The organism is Bradyrhizobium sp. UNPF46, from assembly GCF_006658625.1.
Taxonomy (GTDB): domain Bacteria; phylum Pseudomonadota; class Alphaproteobacteria; order Rhizobiales; family Xanthobacteraceae; genus Bradyrhizobium; species Bradyrhizobium nitroreducens.
Genome location: NZ_LFJB01000007.1, coordinates 60150 through 86055 on the forward strand (window position 1 = coordinate 60150; position 25906 = coordinate 86055).

Annotated in this window: 22 protein-coding genes and 1 pseudogene; 16 read left to right on the forward strand and 7 right to left on the reverse strand. The window is 65.2% G+C overall.

The genetic code is table 11. From position 1 onward, the window contains the following. Positions 1 to 67: 67 nt before the first annotated feature. Positions 68 to 1417: an ABC transporter substrate-binding protein gene (locus UNPF46_RS04175; protein ID WP_142249140.1), complete on the reverse strand. Its 1350-nt coding sequence runs from the start codon at positions 1415 to 1417 to the stop codon at positions 68 to 70. A 104-nt stretch (positions 1418 to 1521) separates the two neighbouring features. On the opposite strand from UNPF46_RS04175, the gene UNPF46_RS04180 reads away from it, so the two are divergent. From UNPF46_RS04180 to UNPF46_RS04195, 3 genes and pseudogenes are all read left to right on the forward strand, one after another. Next, positions 1522 to 1812, forward strand: a complete 291-nt coding sequence (locus UNPF46_RS04180; protein ID WP_142249141.1) for a hypothetical protein — start codon at positions 1522 to 1524, stop codon at positions 1810 to 1812. A 413-nt stretch (positions 1813 to 2225) separates the two neighbouring features. Further along, a complete protein-coding gene (locus tag UNPF46_RS38105) occupies positions 2226 to 3944 on the forward strand; it encodes a hypothetical protein (RefSeq protein ID WP_210248324.1) in 1719 nt (572 codons plus the stop codon). Beyond that, positions 3881 to 5158: pseudogene (locus UNPF46_RS04195) on the forward strand (carbamoyltransferase family protein); the annotation flags it as partial. The gene UNPF46_RS38105 and the pseudogene UNPF46_RS04195, both read left to right, overlap by 64 nt. A 70-nt stretch (positions 5159 to 5228) precedes the next feature. Here UNPF46_RS04195 and UNPF46_RS04200 read toward each other — a convergent pair. Genes UNPF46_RS04200 through UNPF46_RS04225 form a run of 6 tightly spaced genes read right to left on the reverse strand, consistent with a single transcriptional unit; the run spans position 5229 to position 11094 of the window. Then, complete coding sequence (locus UNPF46_RS04200) at positions 5229 to 6278, reverse strand: LacI family DNA-binding transcriptional regulator (RefSeq protein WP_142249143.1); 1050 nt, start codon at positions 6276 to 6278, stop codon at positions 5229 to 5231. After that, the gene (locus UNPF46_RS04205) at positions 6275 to 6919 is read right to left on the reverse strand and encodes a ThuA domain-containing protein (RefSeq protein ID WP_142249144.1); all 645 of its coding nucleotides are present in this window, start codon (positions 6917 to 6919) and stop codon (positions 6275 to 6277) included. The genes UNPF46_RS04200 and UNPF46_RS04205 overlap by 4 nt, the downstream gene beginning before the upstream one ends. Positions 6920 to 6929: 10 nt before the next feature. Then, positions 6930 to 8027: a Gfo/Idh/MocA family protein gene (locus tag UNPF46_RS04210; RefSeq protein WP_142249145.1), complete on the reverse strand. Its 1098-nt coding sequence runs from the start codon at positions 8025 to 8027 to the stop codon at positions 6930 to 6932. Positions 8028 to 8049: 22 nt separating this feature from the next. Further along, a complete protein-coding gene (locus UNPF46_RS04215) occupies positions 8050 to 8898 on the reverse strand; it encodes a carbohydrate ABC transporter permease (protein ID WP_100180321.1) in 849 nt (282 codons plus the stop codon). Beyond that, positions 8891 to 9832, reverse strand: coding sequence for a carbohydrate ABC transporter permease (locus tag UNPF46_RS04220; RefSeq protein WP_142249146.1), 942 nt, complete (start codon positions 9830 to 9832; stop codon positions 8891 to 8893). Before UNPF46_RS04220 ends, UNPF46_RS04215 begins: the two co-directional genes overlap by 8 nt. Before the next feature lie 2 nt (positions 9833 to 9834). Next, positions 9835 to 11094, reverse strand: coding sequence for an extracellular solute-binding protein (locus tag UNPF46_RS04225; protein ID WP_100180319.1), 1260 nt, complete (start codon positions 11092 to 11094; stop codon positions 9835 to 9837). A gap of 180 nt (positions 11095 to 11274) precedes the next feature. Between UNPF46_RS04225 and UNPF46_RS04230 the strand changes: the two genes are divergently transcribed. From UNPF46_RS04230 to UNPF46_RS04290, 13 genes are all read left to right on the forward strand, one after another. Beyond that, positions 11275 to 12033 carry an SDR family NAD(P)-dependent oxidoreductase gene (locus tag UNPF46_RS04230; RefSeq protein ID WP_100180318.1) on the forward strand — a complete coding sequence of 253 codons (759 nt, stop codon included), beginning with the start codon at positions 11275 to 11277 and terminating at the stop codon, positions 12031 to 12033. 206 nt (positions 12034 to 12239) lie between these two features. After that, positions 12240 to 13490: an ABC transporter substrate-binding protein gene (locus tag UNPF46_RS04235; RefSeq protein ID WP_142249147.1), complete on the forward strand. Its 1251-nt coding sequence runs from the start codon at positions 12240 to 12242 to the stop codon at positions 13488 to 13490. A gap of 125 nt (positions 13491 to 13615) precedes the next feature. After that, the gene (locus UNPF46_RS04240) at positions 13616 to 14443 is read left to right on the forward strand and encodes a helix-turn-helix transcriptional regulator (protein WP_100180316.1); all 828 of its coding nucleotides are present in this window, start codon (positions 13616 to 13618) and stop codon (positions 14441 to 14443) included. 192 nt (positions 14444 to 14635) lie between these two features. Further along, a complete protein-coding gene (locus UNPF46_RS04245; protein WP_100181514.1) occupies positions 14636 to 15646 on the forward strand; it encodes a branched-chain amino acid ABC transporter permease in 1011 nt (336 codons plus the stop codon). Position 15647: 1 nt separating this feature from the next. Then, positions 15648 to 16730, forward strand: a complete 1083-nt coding sequence (locus UNPF46_RS04250; protein ID WP_100180315.1) for a branched-chain amino acid ABC transporter permease — start codon at positions 15648 to 15650, stop codon at positions 16728 to 16730. After that, entirely contained in the window at positions 16723 to 17505 is a 783-nt protein-coding gene (locus UNPF46_RS04255; protein ID WP_100180314.1) for an ABC transporter ATP-binding protein, read from the forward strand. The genes UNPF46_RS04250 and UNPF46_RS04255 overlap by 8 nt, the downstream gene beginning before the upstream one ends. Continuing rightward, on the forward strand, positions 17498 to 19711 hold the full coding sequence (locus UNPF46_RS04260; RefSeq protein ID WP_142249148.1) for an ABC transporter permease: 2214 nt from the start codon (positions 17498 to 17500) through the stop codon (positions 19709 to 19711). The genes UNPF46_RS04255 and UNPF46_RS04260 overlap by 8 nt, the downstream gene beginning before the upstream one ends. A 3-nt stretch (positions 19712 to 19714) precedes the next feature. Then, on the forward strand, positions 19715 to 20548 hold the full coding sequence (locus tag UNPF46_RS04265; protein WP_100180312.1) for a phosphoenolpyruvate hydrolase family protein: 834 nt from the start codon (positions 19715 to 19717) through the stop codon (positions 20546 to 20548). Between the two features lie 27 nt (positions 20549 to 20575). Further along, positions 20576 to 23473, forward strand: a complete 2898-nt coding sequence (locus UNPF46_RS04270) for a flotillin family protein (protein WP_142249149.1) — start codon at positions 20576 to 20578, stop codon at positions 23471 to 23473. 9 nt (positions 23474 to 23482) lie between these two features. Then, positions 23483 to 23920, forward strand: a complete 438-nt coding sequence (locus tag UNPF46_RS04275; RefSeq protein ID WP_097659057.1) for an SRPBCC family protein — start codon at positions 23483 to 23485, stop codon at positions 23918 to 23920. Positions 23921 to 24151: 231 nt separating this feature from the next. After that, complete coding sequence (locus tag UNPF46_RS04280; RefSeq protein WP_142249150.1) at positions 24152 to 24595, forward strand: SRPBCC family protein; 444 nt, start codon at positions 24152 to 24154, stop codon at positions 24593 to 24595. A 2-nt stretch (positions 24596 to 24597) separates the two neighbouring features. Beyond that, on the forward strand, positions 24598 to 25416 hold the full coding sequence (locus tag UNPF46_RS04285) for an FAD binding domain-containing protein (protein ID WP_142249151.1): 819 nt from the start codon (positions 24598 to 24600) through the stop codon (positions 25414 to 25416). A gap of 5 nt (positions 25417 to 25421) precedes the next feature. Next, positions 25422 to 25898 (forward strand): (2Fe-2S)-binding protein, encoded by a 477-nt coding sequence (locus UNPF46_RS04290; protein ID WP_142249152.1) that lies wholly within the window; start codon positions 25422 to 25424, stop codon positions 25896 to 25898. Positions 25899 to 25906 lie beyond the last annotated feature (8 nt).

Below are 25906 nucleotides of genomic sequence, written 5' to 3' on the forward strand. Positions count from 1 at the left end.
TGAAGTCGGTCTCGTCGCGCCGGCGCGTCGCCGTGCCGGCGCATCGTTCAGGTCAGGGAAGCAGGTTTCAGGCCACCTTGAAGTCGTTCCAGCGCTTGTTCATGTAGGCCGCCTCGTCCATCAGCGTGTTCCAGCACGAGATGTTCTTGACGCGGTCGAGGAACGAGCCGCCGTCACGCTTGGTGCCGGCCTTCTCCATCGGCACGCCGTAGGGATCGTTGATCACCTCCGGCGCCGGCTGGCCCTCGTACCAGAACGCCCATTCGGCCGGCGTGAGGAATTTCTTCGCGGTCGAGGGCACCGGGCTGTAATAGCCGTAGCGCGCGACGAAGCCGCCCTGCCAGCCCGACAGATACCAGTTGAGATATTCATAGGCGGCATCGAGCTTCTTGCCGGAGAGATGCTTCATCAGGCCCATGCCGTTGCACCAGCCGCGATAGCCTTCCTTGCCGTTCTTGACGTTCACAGGCGCGTAGACACAGGGGATCTCCTTGACGCGAACGGCGGCGACCGCCGGCGACCACATCGACTGGATCACCACCTCGCCCGCCGCCATCAGCTGCACCGACTGGTCGAAAGTGGTCCAGGTCGCTCGGAACTGTCCCTGCTTCTTCAGCTCGATCAGCTTGTTGCAGGTGAAGTCGATCTCCTCCTTGGTCATGTTGCCCTTGTTGCCGTACTTGATGAGCCCGGCGCTTTCGAAGCAGAGCGCGGCATCCATGATGCCGATCGCGGGCACGTCGAGGATCGCGGCCTTGCCCTTGAACTTGGGATCGATCAGGTCCTTCCACTCGGTGACTTCGTGGCCGACCAGGTCGGGGCGATAGCCGATGGAGTCGGCGTTGTAGACCTGCGGCAGGAAGGTCGCCCACTCGGTGACGCCGTCGTGCAGATCGGTGGAGTCGGGTTTGGAGATGTACATGGCCTCATAGGGCGAGATGCCCTGGCGCGGGATCTTGTGGCCGTCGATCTCGCCCTTGGTGAAGATCGGCAGGATGTTGTCGAACTCCTTGATCTTCTTGACCTCGATGCCCTGGATCACAGAGCGCTTGGCGGCCAGCTTGGCCTGCCAGCCCTCGAGGTCGGCGATGTCGACCGTATTAGGCTGGCTTATGAAGCGGTTGATGGCGGCTGAGGTGTCGAGGTTCTGCATCGTCACCTTGAAGCCGAGGTCCTTGGCGGCCTGGTCGCCGATCGCCTTCACCACGGAATAGGACACGCCGACATGACGCAGCTCGATGTCCTTGATCTCCTGCGCCCAGATGGTCGGGAATCCGCGGATCGCGTCCGACCCCGCGGCTGCGCCCGCAATTGCGGCCGCCCCCTTCAACAGCGTGCGCCGGCTCAGCTTTTTCGCGCGCCTCGCATTCGCTTCCGCCGGATCGGAAGTGAATGTCCCCTTACCTCTGTCAGACATGGCAACCCTCATTGGTTACGATGAACGCTTGCCGATCGGCATTGACCGGCTGCGGATGTAATCAGTTGCGCGCGAGGCTAGGGGCAGGATTTTGCGAAGTAAAATTGGAAGTAAAAATTTGCGACATAAGCGCCATTAATGGCTCAAATCTCTGCACTTCCGCGCAGCACGCGGCTCAGGAAGGCGGCACGGCATATGGGCCGAACGCGATGGAGAGGAGCTTCTCCGAACTTTCGTTTGGCGAATTGTTCGAGGTCTGCCCCACCTTTCGTCAAAGCTCCTCATACTGCATCGAGCCGAACAGATTGCCCGCGGCGTCCATGATCAAACCGGCAATTGGCGTGGCTCCGTTCGTGCTGTTCAACGACGTCAACACCGTCGGCATGCCGCTATAGATGCTAACGCTCCTGACGATTTCGAAGACAGCGCCGTAACCGTCCGCTCCTCCATTTTCAGTCGCTCTCGCGGATTCGACAGGCGATAGCGACCGGGCATCGATGCAGCGCCGACAAAATGACGTTCGGCAGCCCGAAGTGGCCGCCATTACCCCGGCGCCTAACCAGCACAAGTTGACACCGCAAGGCCGTCGCGAACGCCGGCATCCGTGACCAGGCCGACGATGCCCTTGGCGACGCAAGCCGTCGCCGGCATCTCGCCGGAGCCACCCTGCTCGGGATGATCGCCCCGAGCGACCCAAGGGATGCCCGATCGCGCGCCTGCTCGCATTCTTGCCCATTTGACCCTCGTAGAGTCCTTGGATAGGTTTGGCTGCAACCTCCGATGTCCCCCCGAGAGAGCCACGACCAAGGTGAGCGCATTCGTCTCTGCGAACAGCAAGGCCGCCGATCCCGCATCACCAATCGGTTCCAGCTTTCGACGCTTCACCGTTGGATTCGTTGCATTCCTAGCTGTCCCTCCGCTCGCCCTCTGCGCGCTCGTCGTTTTGGTCGATCCCTACTATTTGTTCGGAACCCCTGACATTGCGGGGATCAATGTGGTGCGGCCGCGCTACGAAAATCACGACCCCGTCGTGAAGCCGTATCAGGTGCGCCGCATCAAGCCGGACGCAGTGGTCTTGGGCAGCTCCCGCGCCGAGGTCGCGCTCGATCCGCAGCATCCCGGATGGAACGGCAAGAATGTCTTCAACTTCGGCCTGCCTTCGGCCACCAGCTACGAGGTCATGCTGGCGTTTCTCCACGCACAATCAGTGGCACCGCTTAAGCAAGCGGTGGTGGGCCTGGATTTCTTTGGATTCAATATCTTCTTTCCGCGCGACCAGGCTTACCTGGAGGGTCGATTCTCCGGCGACGGGGTTCGGGCCTTCGCCGATTTTCTGACAGCCGAGCCTGCAAAGCGCCGGACGGACGGCGCCACCGAACCGCCCGCATCCGTTGCCACGCCTGTCCCCGGGGACGTCGCCCGCGCGGAAGCGGCCGCGGGTCCTGCCGGGATGTTGGAGGGCAGTCCGCCTGCCGACTGGAACGAAGCGCTCTATCTTCGACTCTATCCGGATGTCGCTGCCGAGGTCCGGCGAGGCACCTTCGTCAGCGGCTATCATCACTATCTTGCTGCCGGACGCGCCGAGGGTCGGCAGACCGGAGTGCCGCCGCCCGGCTGGAATGAGGCGCGGTATCTTCGAATCTATCCCGATGTCGCCGCCGAGGTTCGGCGCGGCACTTTTGTCGGCGGCTATCACCACTATCTTGTCGCCGGGCGCGCCGAAGGCCGACAGGATGGCACCCCGCCTCCCGACTGGAACGAAGAACTCTATCTGCGCGTCAATCCCGACGTGAGAGCGGAGGTCGCTCGCGGCACCTTCGTCAACGGTTATCACCACTATCTCGCCGCCGGCAAAGCGGAGCATCGCGAGGGCGGCTTCATACCGAAAGCCTGGAACGACAGGCGATATCTACAGGTCAACCGCGACGTCGAGTATCAGATCTCGCAAGGTTCTTTTCTGAACGGCTATCACCACTATCTGGCGGCCGGGCGTGCGGAAAAGCGGATGGGCGGCTTCCTGCCCGACGGCTGGAACGAAGCCGGCTATCTGTCCAGAAATCCCGATGCACGCGTCCGGTTGGCGCTTGGCGAATACGGCGACGGCTATTCGCACTACGCGGCCGTCGGCCAGAAGCAGGGACTGATGGGGGGACTTCCTGCTGCCGATTATTCGGACGTACTTCTGTCGCGTTGGCCAGCGCTCGGAAAGGCGGCGTTTCAGGTCGGAGAGCTATTCCGCCTGGTTTTTTCGACCACGGCCGTACACGACGCGATCGCAACACTTCGCGGGCAATCGGAGCCGGTGTCGTTCAACAGCCGCGGCATGCGCGTTTGGGACTGGCAAGACGACAAGATTCGCACGAACGGCGGAAACGGCAGGGCCTTCCGCAACAACCTCCTGAGCTGGCGGTGGTACATCTGGCTCATGCCGCCGCGATACATGTATTGCTTCAGCAATCCCGACTGCTGTATTCGGCCTTCACGTACTACACCGGCTTCAAGGTCAATTCGGGCGAATACAAGCTGATGGGCCTTGCCCCCTATGGCGAGCCGAAATACGCGCAGCGCATTCTCGATTCGCTGATCGATCTCAAGGCGGACGGCTCGTTTCGTCTCGACATGTCGTATTTCGATTATTGCACCGGGCTGACGATGACCAACGACCGCTTCGCCAGGCTGTTTGGCCAGCCGGTGCGCAGCCCGGACCAACTGCTCACGCCTTTCCACATGGATATCGCGGCCTCCATCCAGGCTGTCCTCGAGGAGGCGGTGCTTCGTTTGACCCGCAGCCTTGCGGTTCAGACGGGTGCGCGCAATCTGTGCCTTGCGGGCGGCGTCGCGCTCAATTGCGTCGCCAACGGCAAGGTGTTGCAGGACGGCAAATTCAATTCGATCTGGATTCAGCCGGCCGCCGGCGACGCCGGCGGTGCGGTCGGGGCTGCATTCGCGGCCTACCATCAGTTCAGACAGCAACCGCGCCAAGCCGTGGCTGGCGACGGCATGTCCGGCGCGTTTCTGGGACCAGAATTCCCGCAAGAGGCGATCGAGCAGCGACTGTGCGCCGCCGGCGCTCGCTTCGATGTCCTCGACGAAGACGCAATGATCGAGACGACGGCGGCGGCCCTTGCCGACCAGCTCGCGATCGGCTGGTTTCAGGGAAGGATGGAGTTCGGCCCGCGCTCCCTCGGCGCACGTTCGATTCTGGGCGATCCCCGCTCGCCGGCCATGCAGAAGAATCTCAATCTCAAGGTGAAGTTTCGCGAGAGCTTCCGCCCCTTCGCTCCGGCGGTTACGCGGGAGGACGTTGCGGACTGGTTCGAGCTCGATGGCGACAGTCCATACATGCTCCTGGTCGCCGGCGTCAGGAGCGATCGGCGTCACATGATGAGCGCGGACGAGCAGGCCTTGTTCGGCATCGACAAGCTCAACGTCGTGCGCTCGACGATCCCCGCGGTGACGCATATCGACTATTCCGCCCGTGTCCAGACGGTGAGCGCCGACACCAATCCGCGCTTCCATCGTCTGCTGTCGCGTTTCAAGGCGCTCACGGGCTGCCCGGTGCTGGTCAACACCAGCTTCAACGTTCGCGGCGAGCCGATCGTCTGCACGCCGGAGGATGCCTTCCGCTGTTTCATGGGCAACGAGCTCGACGTGCTGGTGGTCGGCAACTGCATCCTGAGAAAAGAGCAGCAGGATCCCGCACTCAAGCGCGACTACAGTTCGGCCTTCACGCTCGACTGAGCTTGCCCCATGCGGCGCTGCGCCAGCGATGCGGCAAGCCGCACGCACGTCCTGGCATCAGGCGGGTTGCCTATGGCAGATTGTCGCGCAGAAAAATGTCGATGCGGATGCGCTCCTGGTCCGGGCTGATGGGCTCGCCCGAGCAATGCGCCAGCAGGACGCGCGCCGCGGAACGCGCTTCATGGCCGGCATCCTGGTTGATGATCGCATCGAGCGTGCCGCGGACCAGGAAACGCCGCGTGTGCTGGGTCAGCTCATGGGTGATCCAGACCACCTCGCGTGCGCGGCCCGACGCCTCGAGCGCATCGGCGATGCCGCGGTTCCCGGCACCGCAACAATAGATGCCGCGGAGATCGGCGTGGCGCGCGAGCAGCGCCGCCGTCAGCTCCCGCGTGCGGTCGCTGTCGTCGCGCCCCTCGAGGACCGGGAGCGTGCGCAGCTTCGGGTACTCGCTGGAGAGGATCTGGTGGAAGCCGTACTGCCGCTCGGTGTGGTCGCGCAGCGACAGCGATCCCGCGATCACGGCGACCGTGCCCTCGCTGCCGGTGAGGAAACGTCCCATCAGCGTCGCCGCAGTCCGGCCCGCGGCCGGATTGTCTATTCCGACGTAATGGAGACGGCGCGCGCTCGGCGCGTCCGAGACCAGGGTGACCACCGCGACCCCGCGCGAGGCGAGCTCGTCGATCGCGGCGCGCACCCTGGGATGATCGAGTGCGATGACGGCGACGCCCTGATAGGCCGGCGACAGAGTCTCCAGCGCGCCGGCGAGCACGTCCGGATCGAACACGTCGACATGAAGAATGTCGATGAAGCCGCGCTGGCCGGCGAGCCACTCCGCGGTGCGCTGGACCTGCTCGGTCAGGTTGGTCATGAAGCTGTTGCTGCCGCTCGGCAGCACGAACGCGAAGCGAAAACTCTGCCCGCGCGCAAGCCGCGCCGCCGCGACGTCAGCACGATAGCCGAGCTTTGCCACCGCGGCTTCGACACGGGCGACGGTCTTGGCGCGCACACCGTCGCGCCGGTTGACGACCCGGTCCACGGTCGCAAGCGACACCCCCGCGGCCCGCGCGACATCCTCGAGCGTGGCGCGAACGACCGGCTGGGCCGCGCCGGCTGTCATTCGCGCGCCGCCCACAGCATGCCGCGGGTCATCAGCGTCCGGATCTCGGGCACATCGAACTCGTAGGCGCGGTGGCCGAGCGAGGAATAGAATACCCTGCCCTCACCGTAACGCTTCTTCCACACCACGGGCATGACCACGCCCTCGATCCAGGACGCGTGCTCGCCGGTGAAGGTCGTCGTCGCCAACACCTCGTTGGCGGGGTCGACATGCATATAGTATTGCTCGGAACGATGCTCGAAACTCTTGAGACCCTTCATGATGGGGTCATCGGGCTTCGTCAAGTCGACCTTGTAATCGATGATGTTGCCGGGATGGGCAACCCACTGCCCGCCGCACAGGAACTGGTAGTCGACCGAATCGCGGAACGCGTCGCACATCCCGCCGTGATGGCCGGCGAGCCCGACCCCGCTGCGGACCGCCGCACAGAGATTGAGCGCCTCTGCCTTCTCGATCTTCGACATGGTGTAGATCGGGATGATCAGCGACAGATCGTGGATCGCCGGATCGGCGAACGCGGCCGTCGTGGTCTCGATCCGGACCTCGAAGCCCTCGGCCTTCAACCAGCCGCGGATCATCGACGCACAGAGATCAGGATCGTGACCCGGCCAGCCGCCCCAAACAATCATTGCCTTGCGCATGGTCCCTCCCTCAGTCGATCTGTCCGGTTTCGCACCCCGTGGGCAGCATTGCCGGCCGCTCGACGCGGCTCTCGATTCTGACGCGCCGCCCTTCGTCGGCCGAGGTCTGGAACGCCTCCATCACCTCCAGGACATGGAACGCCAGCGCGCCGCTGGCGCGATGCGGCCGGTTGGCCAGGATCGCAGAAGCCATGTCGGCAACGCCGATGGAACGGAACTCGCCCTCGACGTGACCGTGCGTGAGCGGCACCGCCTCCCACTCGCCGCCGGTCTTGGCGACCTGCACCTCGCCGCCGAAGCGGTTCGGGTCCGGCACCAGCATGCTGCCCTTGTCGCCATAGATCTCGATCGGCGCGTGCCGGTGCTTCGGCACGTCAAAGCTCATCGTGATCGAGACCACCGCCCCGTTTTCGAATTCGAGGGTGCCCGCGACATGGGTCGAGACTTCGACGGGGATCAGTGAGCCGTTCATCGGCTGGCTGGTCACCAGGCGCTCCGATTTCGGCCGAGCGGTCGAGCCCATCACGCTCGCGACCGGGCCGAGCAGTTGCACGAGATCGGTGATGTAGTACGGCCCCATGTCGAGCATCGGCCCGCCGCCGCGCAAGTAATAGAAGCCCGGCGCCGGGTGCCAGCGCTCGTGGCCGGGGCAGCCGAAGAAGGCGCTGCCCGCCACCGGCGTGCCGATCGCGCCGTCGTCGATCAGCTTGCGGGCAGTCTGGTGCCCGCCGCCGAGGAACGTGTCGGGCGCGCAGCCGACGCGCAGGTTCTTCTGTGCGGCGAGATCGATCACCTTGCGGGCTTCCGCGACGTCGATGCCGAGCGGCTTTTCGGAATGGACATGCTTCCCGGCGTTCAGCACCGCGAGACTGACGTCGGTGTGGGCCAGAGGCACCGTGAGATTGACGACGATCTCCACATCATCGCGCTTGAGCAGCTGATCCACCCGCATCGCCGGCAGCCCGAAAGCCGCGCCCTGGCGCTCGGCGACGTCGCTGCGCATGTCAGCGAGCGCCCTGACCTCCATGACAGGGAAGCGTTGCGCCGCCTTGAGGTAGGCGGTGCTGATGACACCGCAGCCGATGATTCCGATACCCACTTTTCTCATTGTGATCTCCGTAAGGGTCCGCTCATCCCTTGACCGCGCCTGCGGTAAGACCGGCGACGATATGCTTCTGGGCCAGAAGGAAGAGAATGATCGTCGGCAGGATGGTCAGCGTGATGAAAGCCAGGATCAGGTGCCATTCGGACGAGTATTCGCCCTGATACACCATGATGCCGAGCGGCCAGGGATAGAGCGCATCGGTGTTGAGCATCACCAGCGGCAACAGATAGGCGTTCCAGCTGTTGACGAAAGTGATGGTCCCGACGGTCGCCAGGATCGGCCGCGACAGCGGCAGCGTCACGTAGCGGAAGAACTTGATGTAGCTGCAGCCGTCCACGAGGGCCGCCTCGAGCAGTTCATACGGAATGTCCTTGAAGAAGCGCCGCAGCAGCAGCACGCTCATCGCGAGGCTGAAGGCCACCTGCGGCAGCGCCACGCCGAAATAGGTATCCAGCAGCCCGAGATCGCGCACCTTGATGAAGAGCGGCAGCACCGCGGTCGCGGCAGGAAACAGCAGGCCGAGCGTCAAATAGCTGAGCAGCATCGAGCTGCCGTAGAACCTGACATGAGCGAAGGCGAACGCCGCCATCGAGGCCACGATCAGGGTCAACGTCACCGCCAGCGTCGAGATCGCCAGCGAGTTGCGCAACAGCTGCCAGTAGCGCGCGGAGAACAGGATATCCGCGTAATTCTGCCACTCCCAGTGCTGCGGCAGGCCGAACGGGTTGACGCGCAACTCTCCGAGCGATTTGAAGCCGCCGAGCACGGTCGCCAGCAGCGGCACGAGCACGAAGACGGCGACGGCCGCGAGGAACAGCGCCTTGAACAGGGCCGCCGGATCGAACGGAGCGCGGGAGGTCCCGGTGCTACTCATCGCGCATGAACCATCGCTTGTAGGTGAAGGCAAAGGTCACGCAGATCATGAACAGAATGACGCCGATGGCGCTGCCATAGCCGACCCGCATCCGGGAGATGCCGTTGTTGTAGAGGAAGCTCACCATCGTGTTGGAGGAATCCGCAGGTCCTCCGCGCGTCAACGGCATCACCAGGTCGAACAGCTGCAGCGAGCCGACGATGGCGAAGAACACGGAGAGACGGATGGTCGGATAGAGCAAGGGGACGACGACGTGACGCAGGGTCTGTGTCCGCGTCGCACCGTCGATGCGGGCGGCTTCGACCAGGCTCTTGTCGAGGCTCTGCAGGGCCGCGATGAACAGCATCATGTGGAAGCCGAAATATTTCCAGACGATGACGATCAGCACCGCCAGCATCGCCGTGTCGGTCGAGGCCAGCAGATGCGGCGGCTCGGCGCCGAAGGTGCGCCAGATCGAAGCGACCAGACCATAGTCGCCGTCATAGACGAACGAGAAGATCAGCCCGGTCGCGATCTCGGCCAGGATATAAGGCATGAAGAACAGCATCCGCAGCGCCACTGCACCACGAAAGCGTTCCGCGAGCATCAGTGCCAGGGCGAGCGCAAGCGGCAGCTGGATCGCAAGCGAAACTGCGATGATCAGGCCGTTGTTGCGCAAGGCGAGCCAGAATGCGCGCGTTTCCAGCACGAAACGGTAATTGTCCAGGCCGATCCAGTTGGTCGGCTTGCCGAAGCCGTTCCAGTTGAAGGCCGAGTACCAGGCGGCTTCGCCGATCGGCACCACCACGAACAGCGTGAACAACAGCAGTGCCGGCGGCAGGAACAGGATCAGGACCGTGAAGCGTCCGTCCCACCGCGGGCCCCGGACCGCGGCCTGCGAGGGCGTCTCGCCGGCAACGTCGATCGCCGACACCATCGCGATCCGCCGCCCCACCGTCAGTTACCCTGCTTCCACGCCGCTTCAATCGCCTTTGCCGCGTCCTGAGGGTTCATGCTGCCGCCGGCGATCTCGGCGGTCACGTCGTTGACGACGCGGCCGACCGAGGGCCCGAGGCTCTGATCATAGAAGTTCTGGTGATAGTTCGATTTCGCCAGATTGGCCGCGATCAGCTTCATGAAGGAATTGTTGAGGCCGGCATCCGCCCCCTGCACCACCGGGATGATGAAATTGCCGGCGGCAAGGCGCGTCTGCACATCCTTGGAGACGAAGTATTTCAGGAAATCGACGGCCTCCTTCGGCGAGCCCTTGGTGATCAGCCAGCCGGTGATGCCGCCGAGCGTATCCGTCGGCGCGCCCTTGCCGCCCGGCACGACCGGGAAGTCGAACCAGCAGATCTTGTCTTCGCTCAATCCGACCTTGTCGGCGGCGAGCGCGCGCTGCAAATGATAGACGGTGCTGATGGCGAGCGTCATCGCCGCCTTGCCGTCGCCGAAATAGCCGACAGCCTGCGGATTCTTGAAACCGAGGAAGCCGTTCTGGAACGGCTGGAGATCAACGAGCTGCTTGAAGAGCTCGCCGGATTTCTGGAAGGTCTCGCCGGCGAAGCCACCATTCTCGCCGCGCAGCGCCGCGTCGAACGCGCCCTTGCCGCCGATACGCACGGCAAGATGCGTCCAGTAGAAATGCAGCGGCCATTTGTCGGCGCCGCCGACCACGATCGGCGTCACGCCGGCTCCCTTCAGCGTCTTCACTGCGGTGAGCAGATCGTCCCAGCTCTTGATCGCGGCGGGATCGACCTTCGCCTTGGCCATCAGCTCCCTGTTGCAGAGGAAGCCGACCTGAGACAGCGCGGTCGGCAGGCCGTAGACCTTGCCATTGCTGGTGAAGGCCGCGAGTGCCGCCGGCGTCAGGCTGTCGCCATAGCCCTTCACCTGATCGGTGATGTCGTCGAGCACGCCGGCCTCGATCTGCGTCTTCAGAACGCCGCCGGCCCAGCTGTAGATGATGTTCGGCCGATCCTTGGACTGCAGGATGGTCGGCAGCTTGGCCTTGTAGGCCTCGTTCTCGAGGAACTGCATCTCGACCTTCACGCCGGGATGCGACGCCTCATAGCTGCGCGCGACCTCCTCCCAGATCTTCACCTGGGCCGGGTTGGCCTCGATGTGGAGCCATTTCACGGTGGTGTCGGCAGCGGCCCAATTGGCCCCGAGCAGGCATGCGGCAACGGCGAGTCCCAGCTTCCCGAGCAGCCTCATCACATTCCTCCCAACCGGCTTCTATTCTTTGCCTGCAATCCTGCCTTCAATTTTTGAGGTACGCAACTAAAATTCTGATCTATGACCCTCACGTCGGAAATGACTAAGCTTTGCGAAGAAAACGGACGGCGCTTCGCACCGCCCGCAAGCAAATCGAGACAAGCAAGTCGAGAGGTGTCCATGGCTGCCCTTTATTCTGACCTCGCCGGCAAGGTCGTTCTCGTCACCGGTGGCGCATCGGGCATTGGTGCTGCGATCGTGCGGCGCTTCGCGCAGCAGAAGAGCAAGGTCGTGTTCTTCGACATCAAGGCCGACGAAGGCCAGCGCCTTGCACGCGAATTGTCGGATCAGGGGCTCGGCGCACATTTCCAGCGCGTCGACCTCACCGACATCGCAGCCCTGCGCGCCGGCATCGCACTGGCGCGCGAGGCGCACGGCGCGATCAACATCCTCGTCAACAATGCCGCGCATGACGAACGGCACGCGACCGAGGAGATGACGCCGGAATATTGGGACGACCGCATCGCGGTGAACCTGAAGCACCAGTTCTTCGCCGCGCAAGCCGTCTTGCCCGACATGAAGGCGGCCAATGCCGGCGCGATCGTCAATTTCGGCTCCGTGTCGTGGATCGCCGGGCAAGGTGGCATGGCCGCCTACACCGCCAGCAAATCGGGCGTGATCGGCCTCACGCGTTCCCTGGCGCGCGACTACGGCCCCTACAATATCCGCGTGAACGCAATCGCGCCGGGCTGGATCATGACCGAACGCCAGCTCGAGAAATGGATGACGCCGCAGGGCGAGGTGGAGTTGATGCAGCGGCAATGCCTGAAGCGCAAGCTCGTCCCCGACGAGGTCGCGAAATTCACCGTCTTTCTCGCCTCCGACGAAGCCTCGGCCTGCACGGCCCAACACTACATCGTCGATGGCGGCTGGGTGTGACATCTGATCCCGCGCCTGCTGCACCGCGAAACCACTTGCGCCGCAACATTCAAAAATGAGACTGCCCGTCAAGCCGGACGAGGCGTCCACGCGTGCACCGCATCCGACTTCGGCTAGCTTCCCTGCAAAGCCGCAGCCCGTTCGAGAGCCAGCGGCATCGCGCCAGTTTTGGCGCGGCAACAATCGACGACAGAGGGAGGAGCACAATGTCGAAATGCAGTATCGGACTGCTCGCGCTGAGCAGCCTGTTTCTTTCAAGCGCCGCGATCGCCCAGGAAAAGATCAAGGTGGGCGTGACCGCGACGCTCGAAGGCACCTACACCGTTCTCGGCGAGGACGGCATGCGCGGCCACCAGACCGCGCTCAACGTGCTCGGCAAGAAGGTCGGCGACAAGGAGCTCGAATTCATCGTCGCCTCGACCGACGCGACGCCGGATTCGGCGGTGCGCGCGGTACGCAAGCTGATCGAGCAGGACAAGGTGCAGATCCTGCTGTCACCGCTCTCCGGCGACGAAGGCATCGCGGTGAAGAACTTCGCCAAGACCCATCCCGAGCTGACCTTCATCAATGCGGCTTCCGGCGCGCAGGAAACCACCTATGTCGATCCTGCCCCGAACTTCTTCCGCTACAACATGGACGGCGCGCAGTGGCAGGTCGGCCTCGGCAAATACGCCTATGACGAGAAGAAGTATCGCAAGATCGCGACCGTCGGCGAGGACTATTCGTTCATCTACACACAGGTGTTCGGTCTCGTGCTCGAATTCTGCGGCGCCGGCGGACAGGTCACCAACCGGCAATGGGTGCCGCTCGGCACCAAGGATTTCGCCTCGGTGATCGCCGCGCTGCCCGACGACGTCGATGCGATCTATCTCGGCCTCGGCGGCGCGGATGCCGTCAACTTCCTCAACCAGTATCAGCAGGCGGGCGGCAAGGCGCATCTGATGGGCGGTTCCATCATGATCGACCAGACCATCCTGTCGTCCAAGGGCAACGCCAAGAACGCCCTGATCGGCACCATCGCGGCGAGCGGCCAGGCTGACACCTGGGAGGACCCGGGCTGGCAGAAATTCGTGAAGGCCTATCAGGACGCCTTCCCGCCCAACAAGCGCTTTCCGAGCCCGTCACTGCTCGCCACCAACTACTATGATTCAACCATGGCGCTGATCCTCGCACTGCGTGAGGTCAACGGCGATCTCAGCGACAACCAGTCGAAATTCAAGGCCGCGCTGGCGAAGATCGAGCTCGATGCGCCCAACGGCAAGATCAAGCTCGACTCCAACCGCCAGGCGATTGGAACCAACTTCGTCACCGAGGTCGTCGACGACGGCAAGGGCGCGCTGTTCAGCAAGGTCGTGAAGGTGATCCCGAACGTCAACCAGACGCTCGGCTACGATCCGGCGGTTTTCGCGAAGATCGGGCTGCCGAGCCGAACCGTTCCGGAATGTAAGAAGTACTGACGCATCACGGCTGCAAACACGCAACCGGGGAGCGACTTGCTGACGCGGTCGCTCTCCGCTCTTGCAATCTCGCCGGCGTTGTTGAACGCTGGGCGAAAAGACAAGAACATTCGGGAGGGGAAGGCATGAGCCGTGCGCTCGCCGTCTTCCACGGCCGGTTCGGTCGGGCGACGGTTTATCAGTTGAACCGCCCTTTCAATATCCACGCCCATCGTGAAGGTCATCTGATCTTCCATGTCGGCGGCATGCCGGCATGCATCGACGTCTCCGAGGGGCATTACGATCTCACCGGGACGTCCGTCGTCGCGGTCAATCCCTGGGAGCCGCACAATTTCCTGCCTGCCGATCTGGACGGCGGCGCGATCTTCTTCGTGCTCTACGTCAACGCCGAATGGTTCGCACCCGATGCATCGGGCACCCACCGGCTGCGTTTCGGCCGCACCCAGTTCAAGCGCACGCCGGCACTCGACAAGCACATCAGGCGGACCGCCGCGCTCGTGTGCGGCGCACCCTCGCTCTCCAGCCTCGATTCCGAGCTGCGGAGACTGATCGATATCTGTTACGACGAAAGCTGGCAGCAGGCCGAGATCGCGCGCGATCCACGCGCAAACGGCTCCGTCACCGATTTTCGCGTGCGCAAATGCATCAAGATGATGTCGGAAAGTCCCGGTGCCGAGATCGAGCTCGACACCATCGCACGGGAATCCGGCCTGTCGCGGCCGCATTTCTACCGGCTGTTCCGCGTCCAGACCGGCGTTACGCCGAATCTCTATCTGAACACGCTGATCATGGAACAGGCGCTCGAAGCGCTGGTGGCCAGCGAGACGCCGATCGCCGATATCGGCTTCGATCTCGGCTTCTCCTCGCAGAGCGGTTTCACCCGCTTCTTCGCCGCCAATGTGGGGATGGCCCCGACCGATTATCGTCGAGCGGCCAAGATTTTGCGCGCCTGAGCGCGGGCCACGAAAAGATACTCACGATCAAACGTCGCCCCCGCCGCCCGGCTAGGATGCCGGCAACGCGATCCTGAGATGATCGCGACGACGGGAGCGCACGTTCATGGCTAGGCGAGCAGCCGGTACAAGGCTGTCTGACCTGCATTCGATCGACCTTGGGCACGTGGCATGGCCGGGAAGGCGGCGCGCATGAGCCGCTTTGTCGAACGCCATCCGGCCTGGGCGCTGATTGCCATCATTGCCATTGCCGTCGCGCTCTGGCTGATCTTCGCGGTCTGGCCGCCGGGCCTCGAGGAAGCCATCGGCCGCAAGCGCGTGTTCCTCAACGCCGTGTTCAACGGCATCACGCTCGGAGGCCTGTACTTCCTCGTCGCCAGCGGCTTCACGCTGATCTTCGGCCTGATGCGCAACGTCAACCTCGCGCACGGCTCGCTCTATCTGTTCGGCGGCTATGTCGGCTATGCCATCAGCACAGCGACCGGCTCCTGGCTCCTCAGCTTCATCGTCGCCTTCATCCTTACCGCCCTGGTGGGCGTCCTGCTCCAGGTGATCGTGTTCCACCGGATGGAGGGACAGGATCTCAGGCAGACCATGGTGACGATCGGGCTGTCGATCGTGTTCGCCGATCTGATGCTGTGGGCCTGCGGCGGCGATTTCTACCAGGTTCAGACCCCGAACTGGCTGATCGGCCCCGTGGAGCTGCCGCTGATCACGGCGGTGAAATCCTCGGGCGAGCCGGTCTATCTCAGATATCCCATGGTACGGCTGGTGATCTTCGCCGCGTCCGTGGTCATCGGCGTGTCGATGTGGCTCGCGCTCAATCGTACCCGCATCGGCATGATCATTCGCGCCGGCGTCGACGATCGCGATATCCTCGCCGCGACCGGCGTGCGCATCCAGCTCGTCTTCGTCGCCGTGTTCGCATTCGGCGCCGGACTTGCGGGCATCGCCGGCGTCGTCGGCGGCACCTTCCAATCCCTGTCGCCCGGCGAAGACATCCGCTTCCTGCTCGCCTCCCTCGTCGTCGTGATCGTGGGCGGCATGGGCTCGATCCCCGGTGCGGCGCTCGGCGCGCTGATCATCGGCCTCGCCGAGCAGCTCGGCTCGGTCTACATCCCGACCTATGCCATCGTCGTGACCTTCCTGATCATGGTGCTGGTGCTGGCGATCCGGCCGCAAGGCCTGCTGGCGAGGCGCTGACATGTCGCTCGCCCACGATGCCCGCGTCGCCGTTCGTCCCGCCGCTGTGACGCAGCGCCCCGCGCGGACATGGCCGGAGATCAACAACCCCGCCGCCTGGATCGTAGCAGTCATTCTCGTGGTGATGCCGCTGATCGCGAGCGGCTTCTTCCTGATCGAGATCTTCGCGACCACGCTGATCCTCGGCATCATGGCACTGAGCCTGATGTTCCTCGCCGGCTATGGCGGCATGGTCAGCCTGATGCAGCTCACCATCGCGGGCTTCTCGGCCTACATGGTCGCCGTGTTCGGTATCAGCGGCAACGCCAATATCAGCCTGGGCTGGCCATGGTGGCTCGCGGTCCCCATGGCGCTGGCGCTGGCGACCGCGTTCGGCACGCTCGGCGGCGCCCTCGCGGTGCGCACCGAAGGCATCTACACCATCATGATCACGCTCGCGATTGGCGCTGCCTTCTACTATTTCACAAATCAGAACTGGGCGATCTTCAACGGCCATACCGGCATCAACACCGTGGCCACGCCGCACTTCTGGGGCGTGAACTGGCGCGCCGACATCCCCTTCTACTATGTCGTGCTCGCGGTCGCGGCGCTCTGCTATTTCGCAGTCGAGTATATCTCGCGCGCGCCCTTCGGCCTTGCCCTCCAGGGCGTTCGCGACAATCCGCGCCGCATGGCCGCGCTCGGCTTCAACGTCAATGCGCACCGCGTCGCCGCTTATGCCTTTGCGTCCTTCATCGCCGCGCTTGCCGGCGTGCTCCAGGTCTGGAACTACCGCCAGATCTCGCCGGGCTCGGTCAGCGTCGGCGCCTGCATCGACGTGCTGATCATTGCCGTGGTCGGCGGCATCACGCGTCCGATCGGTCCCTTCATCGGCGCGCTGATCTTCGTGCTGCTGCGCACCTTTGCGCTCGATTTCCTGGTCAGGCTCGGCCTCGACGGCAACCGCTTCCGCCTGCTGATCGGGCTCGGCTTCCTCGCCATCGTGTTCTGGTCCTCGGACGGCGTCATCGGCCTGTGGCAGCGCTGGCGTCAGAGCCAGCGTTCCCGCGACGATCGCCAGGGCGGAGGACGCGGCCATGGATAGCGTCGCGCAACGCCTCTCGGCCGTCGGCGCCGGCGCCGCGCTGGAACTGCGCGGCGTGACGAGGCTGTTCGGCGCGCTCGCGGCGCTGACCGACGTCACCATCACCGTGCGCCCCGGCGAGCGCCGCGCCGTGCTCGGCTCCAACGGCGCCGGCAAGACCACGCTGTTCAACTGCATCACCGGAGATTTCGCGCCCTCCTCCGGCACCATCCGCTTCTTCGGCGAGGACGTCACGCACTTCCCGCCCTATGAACGCATCCGCCGCGGGTTGCGCCGGACCTACCAGATCTCGGCGCTGTTCCCCGGCCTCACCGTGCAGGACAACGTCTATCTCGCCTGCCGCGGCGTCTCGCGCGGGCGCTTCTCGTTCCTGCGACCGGGACAGAACGATGCCTTGATGCATGCGGCCGACAACCTCGTCCAGGCCGTGCATCTGTCCGCCGTGAAGGACCAGCGCGTCGCCGAGCTCGCGCACGGCCAGCAGCGCCAGCTCGAGATCGCGCTGGCGCTCGCCGGCGCCCCACGCTTCGTCCTGTTCGACGAGCCGGCCGCGGGCCTGTCGCCGACCGAACGCGCCGAGCTGATCGAGATCCTGACCTCGCTGCCGGCACATATCGGCTACATCATCATCGAGCACGACATGGACGTGGCGCTGCGCGTCGTCGAGAGCGTCACGATGATGCACAACGGACGTGTCTTCAAGGAAGGCCTGCCGCAGGAGATCGAGTCCGATCCTGAAGTGCAGGAACTTTATCTCGGAGGCGGCCATGAATGAGGCCCGCCGCTCCGCCGCCGCGCTCGAGGTCCGCGGCCTCGACGTCTATTACGGCCATTCCCACGCGCTGCAGGGCGTCGATCTCACGCTGGAGAGCGGCGTGTTCTCCGTGGTCGGCCGCAACGGCATGGGCAAGACCACGCTGTGCAAGGCGATCATGGGCCTCGTGACCGTGAGTGGCGGATCGATCCGGGTCCGCGGCGAGGACGTCACGCGGCGGCCGCCGGCCCAGATTGCGCGGCTCGGCGTCGGCTATGTGCCGCAGGGCCGTCGGCTCTGGCGCTCGCTCAGCGTCGACGAGCATTTGCGGCTTGCCGGCGGCATGCGCCCCGGCGCCTGGACGGTCGAGCGCATCTACGACACCTTTCCCCGCCTCGCCGAGCGCAAGGACCATGGCGGCGGCCAGCTCTCCGGCGGCGAGCAGCAGATGCTGGCGATCTCGCGTGCGCTGCTCACCAATCCGCATCTGTTGATCATGGACGAGCCGACCGAGGGACTTGCGCCCGTCATCGTGGCGCAAGTCGAGGAGATGCTGCTGCGGCTCGGCGAGGACGAGGACATGTCCGTGCTCGTGATCGAGCAGAACATCGGTGTCGCCACCGCGATCTCGCGCAACGTCGCGATCATGGTGAACGGCCGCATCAACCGCATCATCGACTCCGCGCGCCTCGCCGCCGACCGCGACCTGCAGCAGCGCCTGCTCGGCGTCGGGCTTCACGCCGAGCTCGAGCCGGATCTCGACGTCGCCGAGGCCGGTGCCGAGGCAAAGCCGGCGCCGGCACCGCGCCGCGACGGGCCGATCCGCATTTACGTCTCCAACCCGACGATCCCGACCCGGTGGTCGCAACCGGTGCCGATCGCCCGCATCGAGGCGGCCGCGCGCACGCTCTCGACCCAAGTCGCACGGCTCGACGAGACGGCCCGGCGCAAGCGCGAGCCGGTGGCGGCGCAGACCGCCGGCCCTCCCGTCGTGCTTGTCGTCGGCACGCTCGACACCAAGGGGGTCGAGCTGCGCTACATCCGCGACATCATCGCGGAAAGCGGCCTGCGTACCCGGCTGGTCGACGTCTCGACCAGCGGTCGACATTCGTCCTGCGACGTCTCGGCGCAGGAGATCGCGCTGAACCACGGCCGCGGCGGTCCTGCCGTGTTCGGCTCCGACCGCGGTGCTGCCGTGACGGCGATGGCCGATGCCTTCGCCAGCTGGCTGCGGCGCCAGGGCAATGTTGCCGGCGTGATCTCGGCGGGCGGCTCGGGCGCCGCGTCGCTGGTTGCCCCCGGCATGCGTGCGCTGCCCGTCGGCGTGCCCAAGCTGATCATTTCCTCCGTCGCCTCCGGTGACGTCGGTCCCTATGTCGGTCCGGCCGACATCACGATGATGTACTCCGTCACCGACGTGCAGGGGCTGAACTCGATCTCGCGCGCGGTGCTGGCCAACGGTGCCAACGCGCTCGCCGGCATGGTCAGGGCGCGGCTCGAAGGACGCGAGGCAAAAGAGCGTGCCGTCGGCGCCGGCCTGCCCTCGGTCGGCATCACCATGTTCGGCGTCACCACGCCCGCCGTGCAGAAGATCGCCGCCGACCTGCGCGACGATTTCGAATGCCTGGTCTTCCACGCCACCGGCGTCGGCGGCCGTTCCATGGAAAAACTCGTCGAGTCCGGCCAGCTCGCCGGTGCCATCGACCTCACCACCACCGAGGTCTGTGATCTTCTGATGGGCGGCGTGTTCCCGGCGACGGAGGACCGCTTCGGTGCGATCATCCGCACGCGCATTCCCTATGTCGGCTCCGTCGGCGCCCTCGACATGGTCAATTTCGGCGCGCCCGAGACCATTCCCGAGCGCTACCGCGGCCGCAAGTTCCACGTCCACAATCCGCAGGTGACGTTGATGCGGACAACCGTGGAAGAGAACGAGCGCATGGGCCGCTGGATTGGCGAGCGGCTCAACCAGATGGATGGCCCGGTGCGCTTCTTCCTGCCCGAGGGCGGCGTCTCCGCACTCGATGCCCGCGGCCAGCCGTTCTGGGATCCGGACGCCGACGCCGCGCTGTTCCGCACGCTGGAGCGCACCGTGCGGCAGACCGGCAACCGTCAGCTCATCCGCACGCCGAAGAACATCAACGATCCCGACTTCGCCGCCGCCATCGTCAGTGCATTCCGAACCCTGTTCGGCCGCACGGCTACGCGGCGGAGACAAGCGAGGTGACCGATGGCCAGGTTTGAACGCGCAGCCCTCCTGAAGAAGTTCCGCGACATGGCGCGGCGTGGCGAGCCGATCGTCGGCGGCGGCGCCGGCACGGGCCTGTCGGCCAAATGCGAGGAGGCCGGCGGCGTCGATCTCATCGTGATCTACAATTCCGGTCGCTATCGGATGGCCGGCCGCGGCTCGCTCGCGGGCCTGATGGCTTACGGCGATGCCAACGCCATCGTGCTCGACATGGCGAATGAGGTGCTGCCTGTGGTCACCAGGACGCCGGTGCTCGCGGGCGTCAACGGCACCGATCCGTTTCGCGACATGGACGTGTTTCTCGACCAGCTGAAGGCGCTTGGTTTCGCGGGCGTGCAGAACTTTCCGACCGTCGGGCTGATCGACGGCACCTTCCGCGCCAATCTCGAAGAGACCGGCATGTCCTATGCGCTCGAGATCGACATGATCGCGAGAGCGCACGACAAGGACATGCTGACGACGCCCTACGTGTTCAGCGAGAAGGAGGCGGCCGCGATGGCGATCGCCGGCGCCGACATCATCGTCTGCCACATGGGGTTGACGACCGGCGGCTCGATTGGCGCGCAGACCGCGCCGAAGCTGAAGGACTGCCCTGCCCGGATCGAGACCTGGGCTTCGGCGGCGCTCAGCGTCAATCCCGACATCCTGGTGCTGGCCCACGGCGGCCCGATCGCCGATCCCGCCGACGCCGATTTCATCATGAAGAATACCCGCCATTGCCACGGCTTCTACGGGGCGTCCTCGATGGAGCGGCTTCCCGTGGAGCGGGCGCTGACGGAGCAGGTACGTCAATTCAAGGCGATCGGCGCGCGCTAACGCCTGATAGGTTCGAGGGAGGGAAAGATGTCAGGGATGCTGGTCGGTGAATTGATCCTCTGGCTGATCGTCGCGATCGTCGTGATCGTCGTCGGCGTCTACATCGTGAACTGGCTCTATCATCGCTCCTCCAAGGAGACCTCGTTCGTCCGGACCGGCTTCCTCGGCGAGCGCGTGGTGATCAATGGCGGCGCCTTCGTGCTGCCGTTCATTCACGATTACACCCCGGTCAACATGAACGTGCAGCCGATGGGAATCGTGCGATCGCGGCAGGACGCGGTGATCACCCGCGACCGCATGCGCGTCGACATCGAGGCCGACTTCTATGTCCGGGTCCAGGCCACCCGCGAAGCCGTTTCCATCGCCGCCGCCACCCTCGGCCGCCGCACCATGGAGCCGGAAAAGCTTCACGCCCTGCTCGCCGGCAAGTTCATATCCGCCATCCGTTCGGTCGCGTCCGAAATGACCCTGGAGGAGATGCATGAGCGGCGCGGCGACTATGTCGCGCGCGTCAAGACCAATGCGGCCGAAGCCCTCGCCCAGAACGGCCTCGAGCTGGAATCGGTCGCCATCACCGATCTCGACCAGACCGACCTCGAGTTCTTCAACCCCTCGAACCGGTTCGACGCCGAGGGCCTGACCAACCTGATGGAGGACATCGAGGCGAGACGCAAGCTGCGCAACGACATCGAGCAGGACTCGATGATCAAGATCCGCACCCGCAACCTGGAGGCCGAGCGGCAGGCGCTCGAGATCGAGCGCGAGAGCGAGACCGCGCGCCTGGAACAGGAACGCGACATCGAGATGCGCCGCGCCCTGCAGCGTACGGAAGTCGCCCGCGAGCGCGCACTGCGCGAGACCGAGGCCGAGCAGGCGCAGATCTCCGCGCGCGAGACCATCGAGCGGGCCCGCATCGCCAATGACCAGGCGATCGCGGAGGCCCGCATCGCCTCCGAGCGCGAGACCCGCCAGAAGGAGATCGAGCGGACCCGCACCATCGAGGAGAAGGAACTGCTGGCGCGCGAGGAGATCGAGAAGACAAGGATCGCCAACCAGCGCTCGATCGACACCACGCGGATCGCGTCCGAACGCGAAGTGCGCCAGCGCGAGATCGAGCGGATGCGTACCGTCGAGGAAGCCGAGATCGCCGCGCGCGAAGCGATCGAGAAAGCGAGGATCCAGCAGGACCGCGCCGTCACCGACGCCCGCATCGCCAACGAGGAGGAGACGCGCCGCCGCGAGATCGAGCGCACCCGCGCCGTCGACGAGGCCGAGATCGCCGCCCGCGAGGCCACCGAAAAGGCCCGCATCGCCCAGACGCTGATCGTCAATGTCGAACGCATCTCCTCCGACGAGCGCACCCGCGCGCTGGAGATCCAGCAGGTCCGCACCATCCAGGAGGCCGAGATCGAGGCCCAGCGCGCGGTCGAGGCCGCCCGCATCGCCCGCGAGCGAACGCTCGCCGCCGAGCGCATCGCCGCCGAGCAGAACACGCGGCAGCTTGAGATCGAGCGCAATCAGGCGCTCGACGTCGCTGGCATCACCGCGCGCGAGGCCACGGAGGCCAGCCGGATCGCCCAGGAGGAGCGCGTGCGCTCGCTGGAGATCGCCCGCAACCGCGCCGTCGAGGAAGCCGACATCGCTTCCCGCGAGGCGATCGAAGCGGCCCGTATCGCCCAGGAGAAGGCGGTTGCGGCCGAGCGTATCCAGGCCGAGCGCGATACGCGTTCGCTCGAAATCGAGCGCACCGGCGTGCTGGAGGCGGCCGAGCTGAAGCGGCGCGACGCCATCGAGCGCCAGCGCATCACGGTCGATCTGGCGCTCGAGGCCGAGCGCATCAATTCCTCCAAGAAGCGCGAAGTGCTCAACATCGAGCAGAAGAAGGCGATCGAGATCGCCGACGAGGACCGCGTCATCGCGCTGTCGACCAAGAAGTCCGAGCGGATCGATGCCGACCGCCAGGTCCGGCAGGCCGAGATCGTCGCGCGCAAGGAGGTCGAGACCACGGACGTCTCGCGCGAGCAGGCGCTGGAAGCCGCCCGGATCGAGCGGCGGCGCGCCATCGAGCAGCTCGAGGTCGCACGCGTACAATCGTTGCAGGAGGCCGAGATCGCCTCCCGCGAGGAGGTCGAGCGCGCCCGCATCGCCTCCGACCGCGGCCTGGACGAGGCCCGCATCGGCCGCGAGCGGGAGCTGCGCAAGCTCGAAGTCAACCGCGAGAAGGAGGTCGAGACCGTCCTGATGGAGAAGGCCATCGCGATCCACACGAAATCCCTGGAAGAGTCCGCCGCCAAGGCGTCGGCCGAGGAAGCGCGGATGCGCGCGACCGAAGCGACCGAGCGCGTCATCACCGCGCGCGAGAGCGAGATCGCCAAGCGGCGCAAGACGGTGGAAATCTTGATCGCCGAGAAACAGGCCGAGGAGACCCGCATTGCTGCCGAAGCCGAGCGCGTGCGCGCCGCCGTCGAGGCCGAGGCACAGCGGATGCTGAACGAGGCCGAGAACGTGCTGACCGACCAGGCGCGCTACTCGCTGTTCCGCCGCAAGCTGCTCGACCGGATCGAGGGCATCGTGCGCGAGAGCGTCAAGCCGATGGAGAAGATCGAGGGCATCCGCATCCTCCAGGTCGACGGCCTCAACGGCAATGGGAATAGTGGCAATGGCGGACGCAGCGCCACCGACGAGGTGATCGACTCGGCCCTGCGCTACCGCGTTCAGGCGCCGCTGATCGACTCCATTCTGGCCGACATCGGCGTCGAGGGCGGCAGTCTCTCCAAGATGCCGGGCCTGATCCGCGAGGCCCGCGACATGCAGGGCATCAAGGAGTCCGCGCGCAAGAGCGGCGGAGGTGGCGGCGACAAGCCGGCTCCCTCGGCCGAGGGTGGCGAACCTCCGGCCGAACGTGGGCCGAGGAAGAAGAGCTGAGGTCGCGCCATGGCCCGCGTCTATGTCTCAACCGTCGTCAATGCCCGCAACGACCGCGTCTGGGCGCGGGTGCGCGATTTCAACGGCCTGCCAAACTGGCACCCGGCGATCGCTGAAAGCCGGATCGAGGGCGGGGAGCCCTCGGACAAGATCGGCTGTGTCAGGGATTTCCGCCTGCGTAACGGCGACCGCATCCGCGAGAAGCTCTTGGGCCTCTCCGACTACGACATGTTCTGCACCTATTCGATCCTGGAGTCCCCGATGGGCGTCGAGAACTATGTCGCAACCCTGCGGCTGACTCCCGTCACCGACGGCGACCAGACTTTTGTGGAATGGACCGCCGAATTCGACTGCGCACCCGAAAGGGAGACCGAGCTCGTGAACAACATCGGCGGCGGCGTGTTCCAGGGCGGGTTCGATGCCCTCAAACGCGTGTTCGGAGGTTGATGTGATCCGATCCATATCGATCAAGGCACATTGCGCTCCCTCGCCCCGCTTGCGGGGTCGCGACGAGCTGCACTCGCGCTGCGAGGGTTGGGGTGAGGGGGATTCTCTCCGGGGACGGCGGCAATTGGACTCGCCGAGACTCCCCCTCACCCGCGCCTTCGGCGCGACCTCTCCCCGCAAGCGGGGCGAGGTAAACGACACCGAACCGTGCCGCCGGGTGGAGACCTAGCCGTGCCGCATATCGTCAAGAGCACGATCCTGGACGCACCGACCGATGCGGTGTGGCACGTGCTGCGCGATTTCAACGGGCATGATCGCTGGCATCCAGCTGTTGCGACCTCCTCGATCGAGCGCGCGCAGTCTTCCGACAAGATCGGCTGTGTCAGGCGGTTCAGGTTGAAGGACGGTGCAGAGCTGCGCGAGCAATTGCTGGCGCTGTCCGACCTGGAACAGTCCTTCAGCTATTGCCTGCTCGATACGCCGGTGCCGATGTTCAACTACGTCGCCCATGTCCGGCTGCTGCCGGTCACGGACGGCGACCGCACCTTCTGGCACTGGGAATCCCGCTTCACCACGAAGCCTGAGGATAGCGACCGCATTACCCACATGGTCGCCGAAGACATCTATCAGGCCGGTTTCGAGGCGATCCGTCGACATCTGAAGGAGGCGGCATAGTCATGGCCGTGACAGTGAAGACCTTTGCAAGCGCAAGCGAGGCGGCCGGGGTGCTATCCTCGGACCGCAGCGCGCGCTATCTCGGCGGCGGCACGCTGGTGATGCGGGCGCTGAACGAGGGCGACGTCTCGATCTCGACGGTCGTTCGCGCCAGCGACCAGGCGCTGACCCGGATCGACGCTTCGGGGCCTCGCATCACGCTCGGCGCCGGCGTCACCTTCGCACGCGTTCTAGCCGAACGGGACCTCGCCTTCCTGCATGCCCCTGCCCGTTCGATCGGCGGTCCCGCCGTGCGCAACATGGGCACGGTCGGCGGCAACCTGTTCGCGCCCAGCCCCTATGGCGATTTCACCGTGGCGCTGCTGGCGCTCGACGCCACCGTCGCCGTTGCGGGCGGCTTTGGTTCACGCGACATCCCGATCGAGGAGTTCCTGCAGGCGCGCGAACGTCAGGCCGGAACACTCGTGCTGTCGGTGTCCTGCACCCGGCCGGCAAACAGCGACGCATTCCGCTATCGCAAGATCGCGCGGATCAAGCCGAAGGGCGGTTCTGTGATCACCCTTGCCGCGCATCTGCCGATCAGCGGCGGCCGGATCGCGGGCGCCCGCATCGCGCTGGGCTCGATGGCCCCGACCCAGATCCGCGCCCGCGCCGCCGAGCGTGCGCTGGAGGGCCGCTCGCTGGACGCCGCAACCATTGCGGCCGCCGCATCCGCGGCGACCGAGGGAACATCGCCATCCGACAACGCGCTCGGCAGCGCCTGGTATCGCCGTGAGATCGTCGGCGTCCATCTGCGGCGCCTGCTGTCGGGACAGGAATAGAGCCCATGTCCAAGGTACCCCTGCAATTCCGCCACAACGGCCGCGACGTCGCGATCTTCGTCGACGGCGGCACCAATCTGCTGGTCGCGCTGCGCGAGCTGATCGGCGACATGACGCCGAAATTCGGCTGCGGCCAGGGCGGCTGCGGCACCTGCAGTGTGCTCGTTGACGGCGAGCTCCACCTCTCCTGCCTGACATTGGCGGAGACTGTCGCCGGCCGCTCCGTCGAGACGCTCGACGGCATGAAGCAGGGCCCGAGCCTGCACCCTCTGCAGCGCGCCTTCGCCGACAATTTTGCCGCCCAGTGCGGCTATTGCACACCGGGCATGCTGATGGCCGCCAAGGCGCTGCTCGACCGCAATCCCTCGCCGAGCCGCGACGAGGTCATTGAGGCGATCTCCGGCAACATCTGCCGCTGCACCGGCTACGAGCCGATCATCAATGCCATCCTGGCCGCAGCGAGCGGCCGGGTCAGCGCCTGAGGTCAACC

Coding starts and splice junctions, on each gene's coding strand:
- UNPF46_RS04175 (WP_142249140.1), bottom strand. CDS start 1,417: ATGTCTGACAGAGGTAAGGGGACATTCACTTCCGATCCGGCGGAAGCG.
- UNPF46_RS04200 (WP_142249143.1), bottom strand. CDS start 6,278: ATGACAGCCGGCGCGGCCCAGCCGGTCGTTCGCGCCACGCTCGAGGAT.
- UNPF46_RS04205 (WP_142249144.1), bottom strand. CDS start 6,919: ATGCGCAAGGCAATGATTGTTTGGGGCGGCTGGCCGGGTCACGATCCT.
- UNPF46_RS04210 (WP_142249145.1), bottom strand. CDS start 8,027: ATGAGAAAAGTGGGTATCGGAATCATCGGCTGCGGTGTCATCAGCACC.
- UNPF46_RS04215 (WP_100180321.1), bottom strand. CDS start 8,898: ATGAGTAGCACCGGGACCTCCCGCGCTCCGTTCGATCCGGCGGCCCTG.
- UNPF46_RS04225 (WP_100180319.1), bottom strand. CDS start 11,094: ATGAGGCTGCTCGGGAAGCTGGGACTCGCCGTTGCCGCATGCCTGCTC.
- UNPF46_RS04230 (WP_100180318.1), top strand. CDS start 11,275: ATGGCTGCCCTTTATTCTGACCTCGCCGGCAAGGTCGTTCTCGTCACC.
- UNPF46_RS04235 (WP_142249147.1), top strand. CDS start 12,240: ATGTCGAAATGCAGTATCGGACTGCTCGCGCTGAGCAGCCTGTTTCTT.
- UNPF46_RS04240 (WP_100180316.1), top strand. CDS start 13,616: ATGAGCCGTGCGCTCGCCGTCTTCCACGGCCGGTTCGGTCGGGCGACG.
- UNPF46_RS04245 (WP_100181514.1), top strand. CDS start 14,636: ATGAGCCGCTTTGTCGAACGCCATCCGGCCTGGGCGCTGATTGCCATC.
- UNPF46_RS04250 (WP_100180315.1), top strand. CDS start 15,648: ATGTCGCTCGCCCACGATGCCCGCGTCGCCGTTCGTCCCGCCGCTGTG.
- UNPF46_RS04255 (WP_100180314.1), top strand. CDS start 16,723: ATGGATAGCGTCGCGCAACGCCTCTCGGCCGTCGGCGCCGGCGCCGCG.
- UNPF46_RS04260 (WP_142249148.1), top strand. CDS start 17,498: ATGAATGAGGCCCGCCGCTCCGCCGCCGCGCTCGAGGTCCGCGGCCTC.
- UNPF46_RS04265 (WP_100180312.1), top strand. CDS start 19,715: ATGGCCAGGTTTGAACGCGCAGCCCTCCTGAAGAAGTTCCGCGACATG.
- UNPF46_RS04270 (WP_142249149.1), top strand. CDS start 20,576: ATGTCAGGGATGCTGGTCGGTGAATTGATCCTCTGGCTGATCGTCGCG.
- UNPF46_RS04275 (WP_097659057.1), top strand. CDS start 23,483: ATGGCCCGCGTCTATGTCTCAACCGTCGTCAATGCCCGCAACGACCGC.
- UNPF46_RS04285 (WP_142249151.1), top strand. CDS start 24,598: ATGGCCGTGACAGTGAAGACCTTTGCAAGCGCAAGCGAGGCGGCCGGG.
- UNPF46_RS04290 (WP_142249152.1), top strand. CDS start 25,422: ATGTCCAAGGTACCCCTGCAATTCCGCCACAACGGCCGCGACGTCGCG.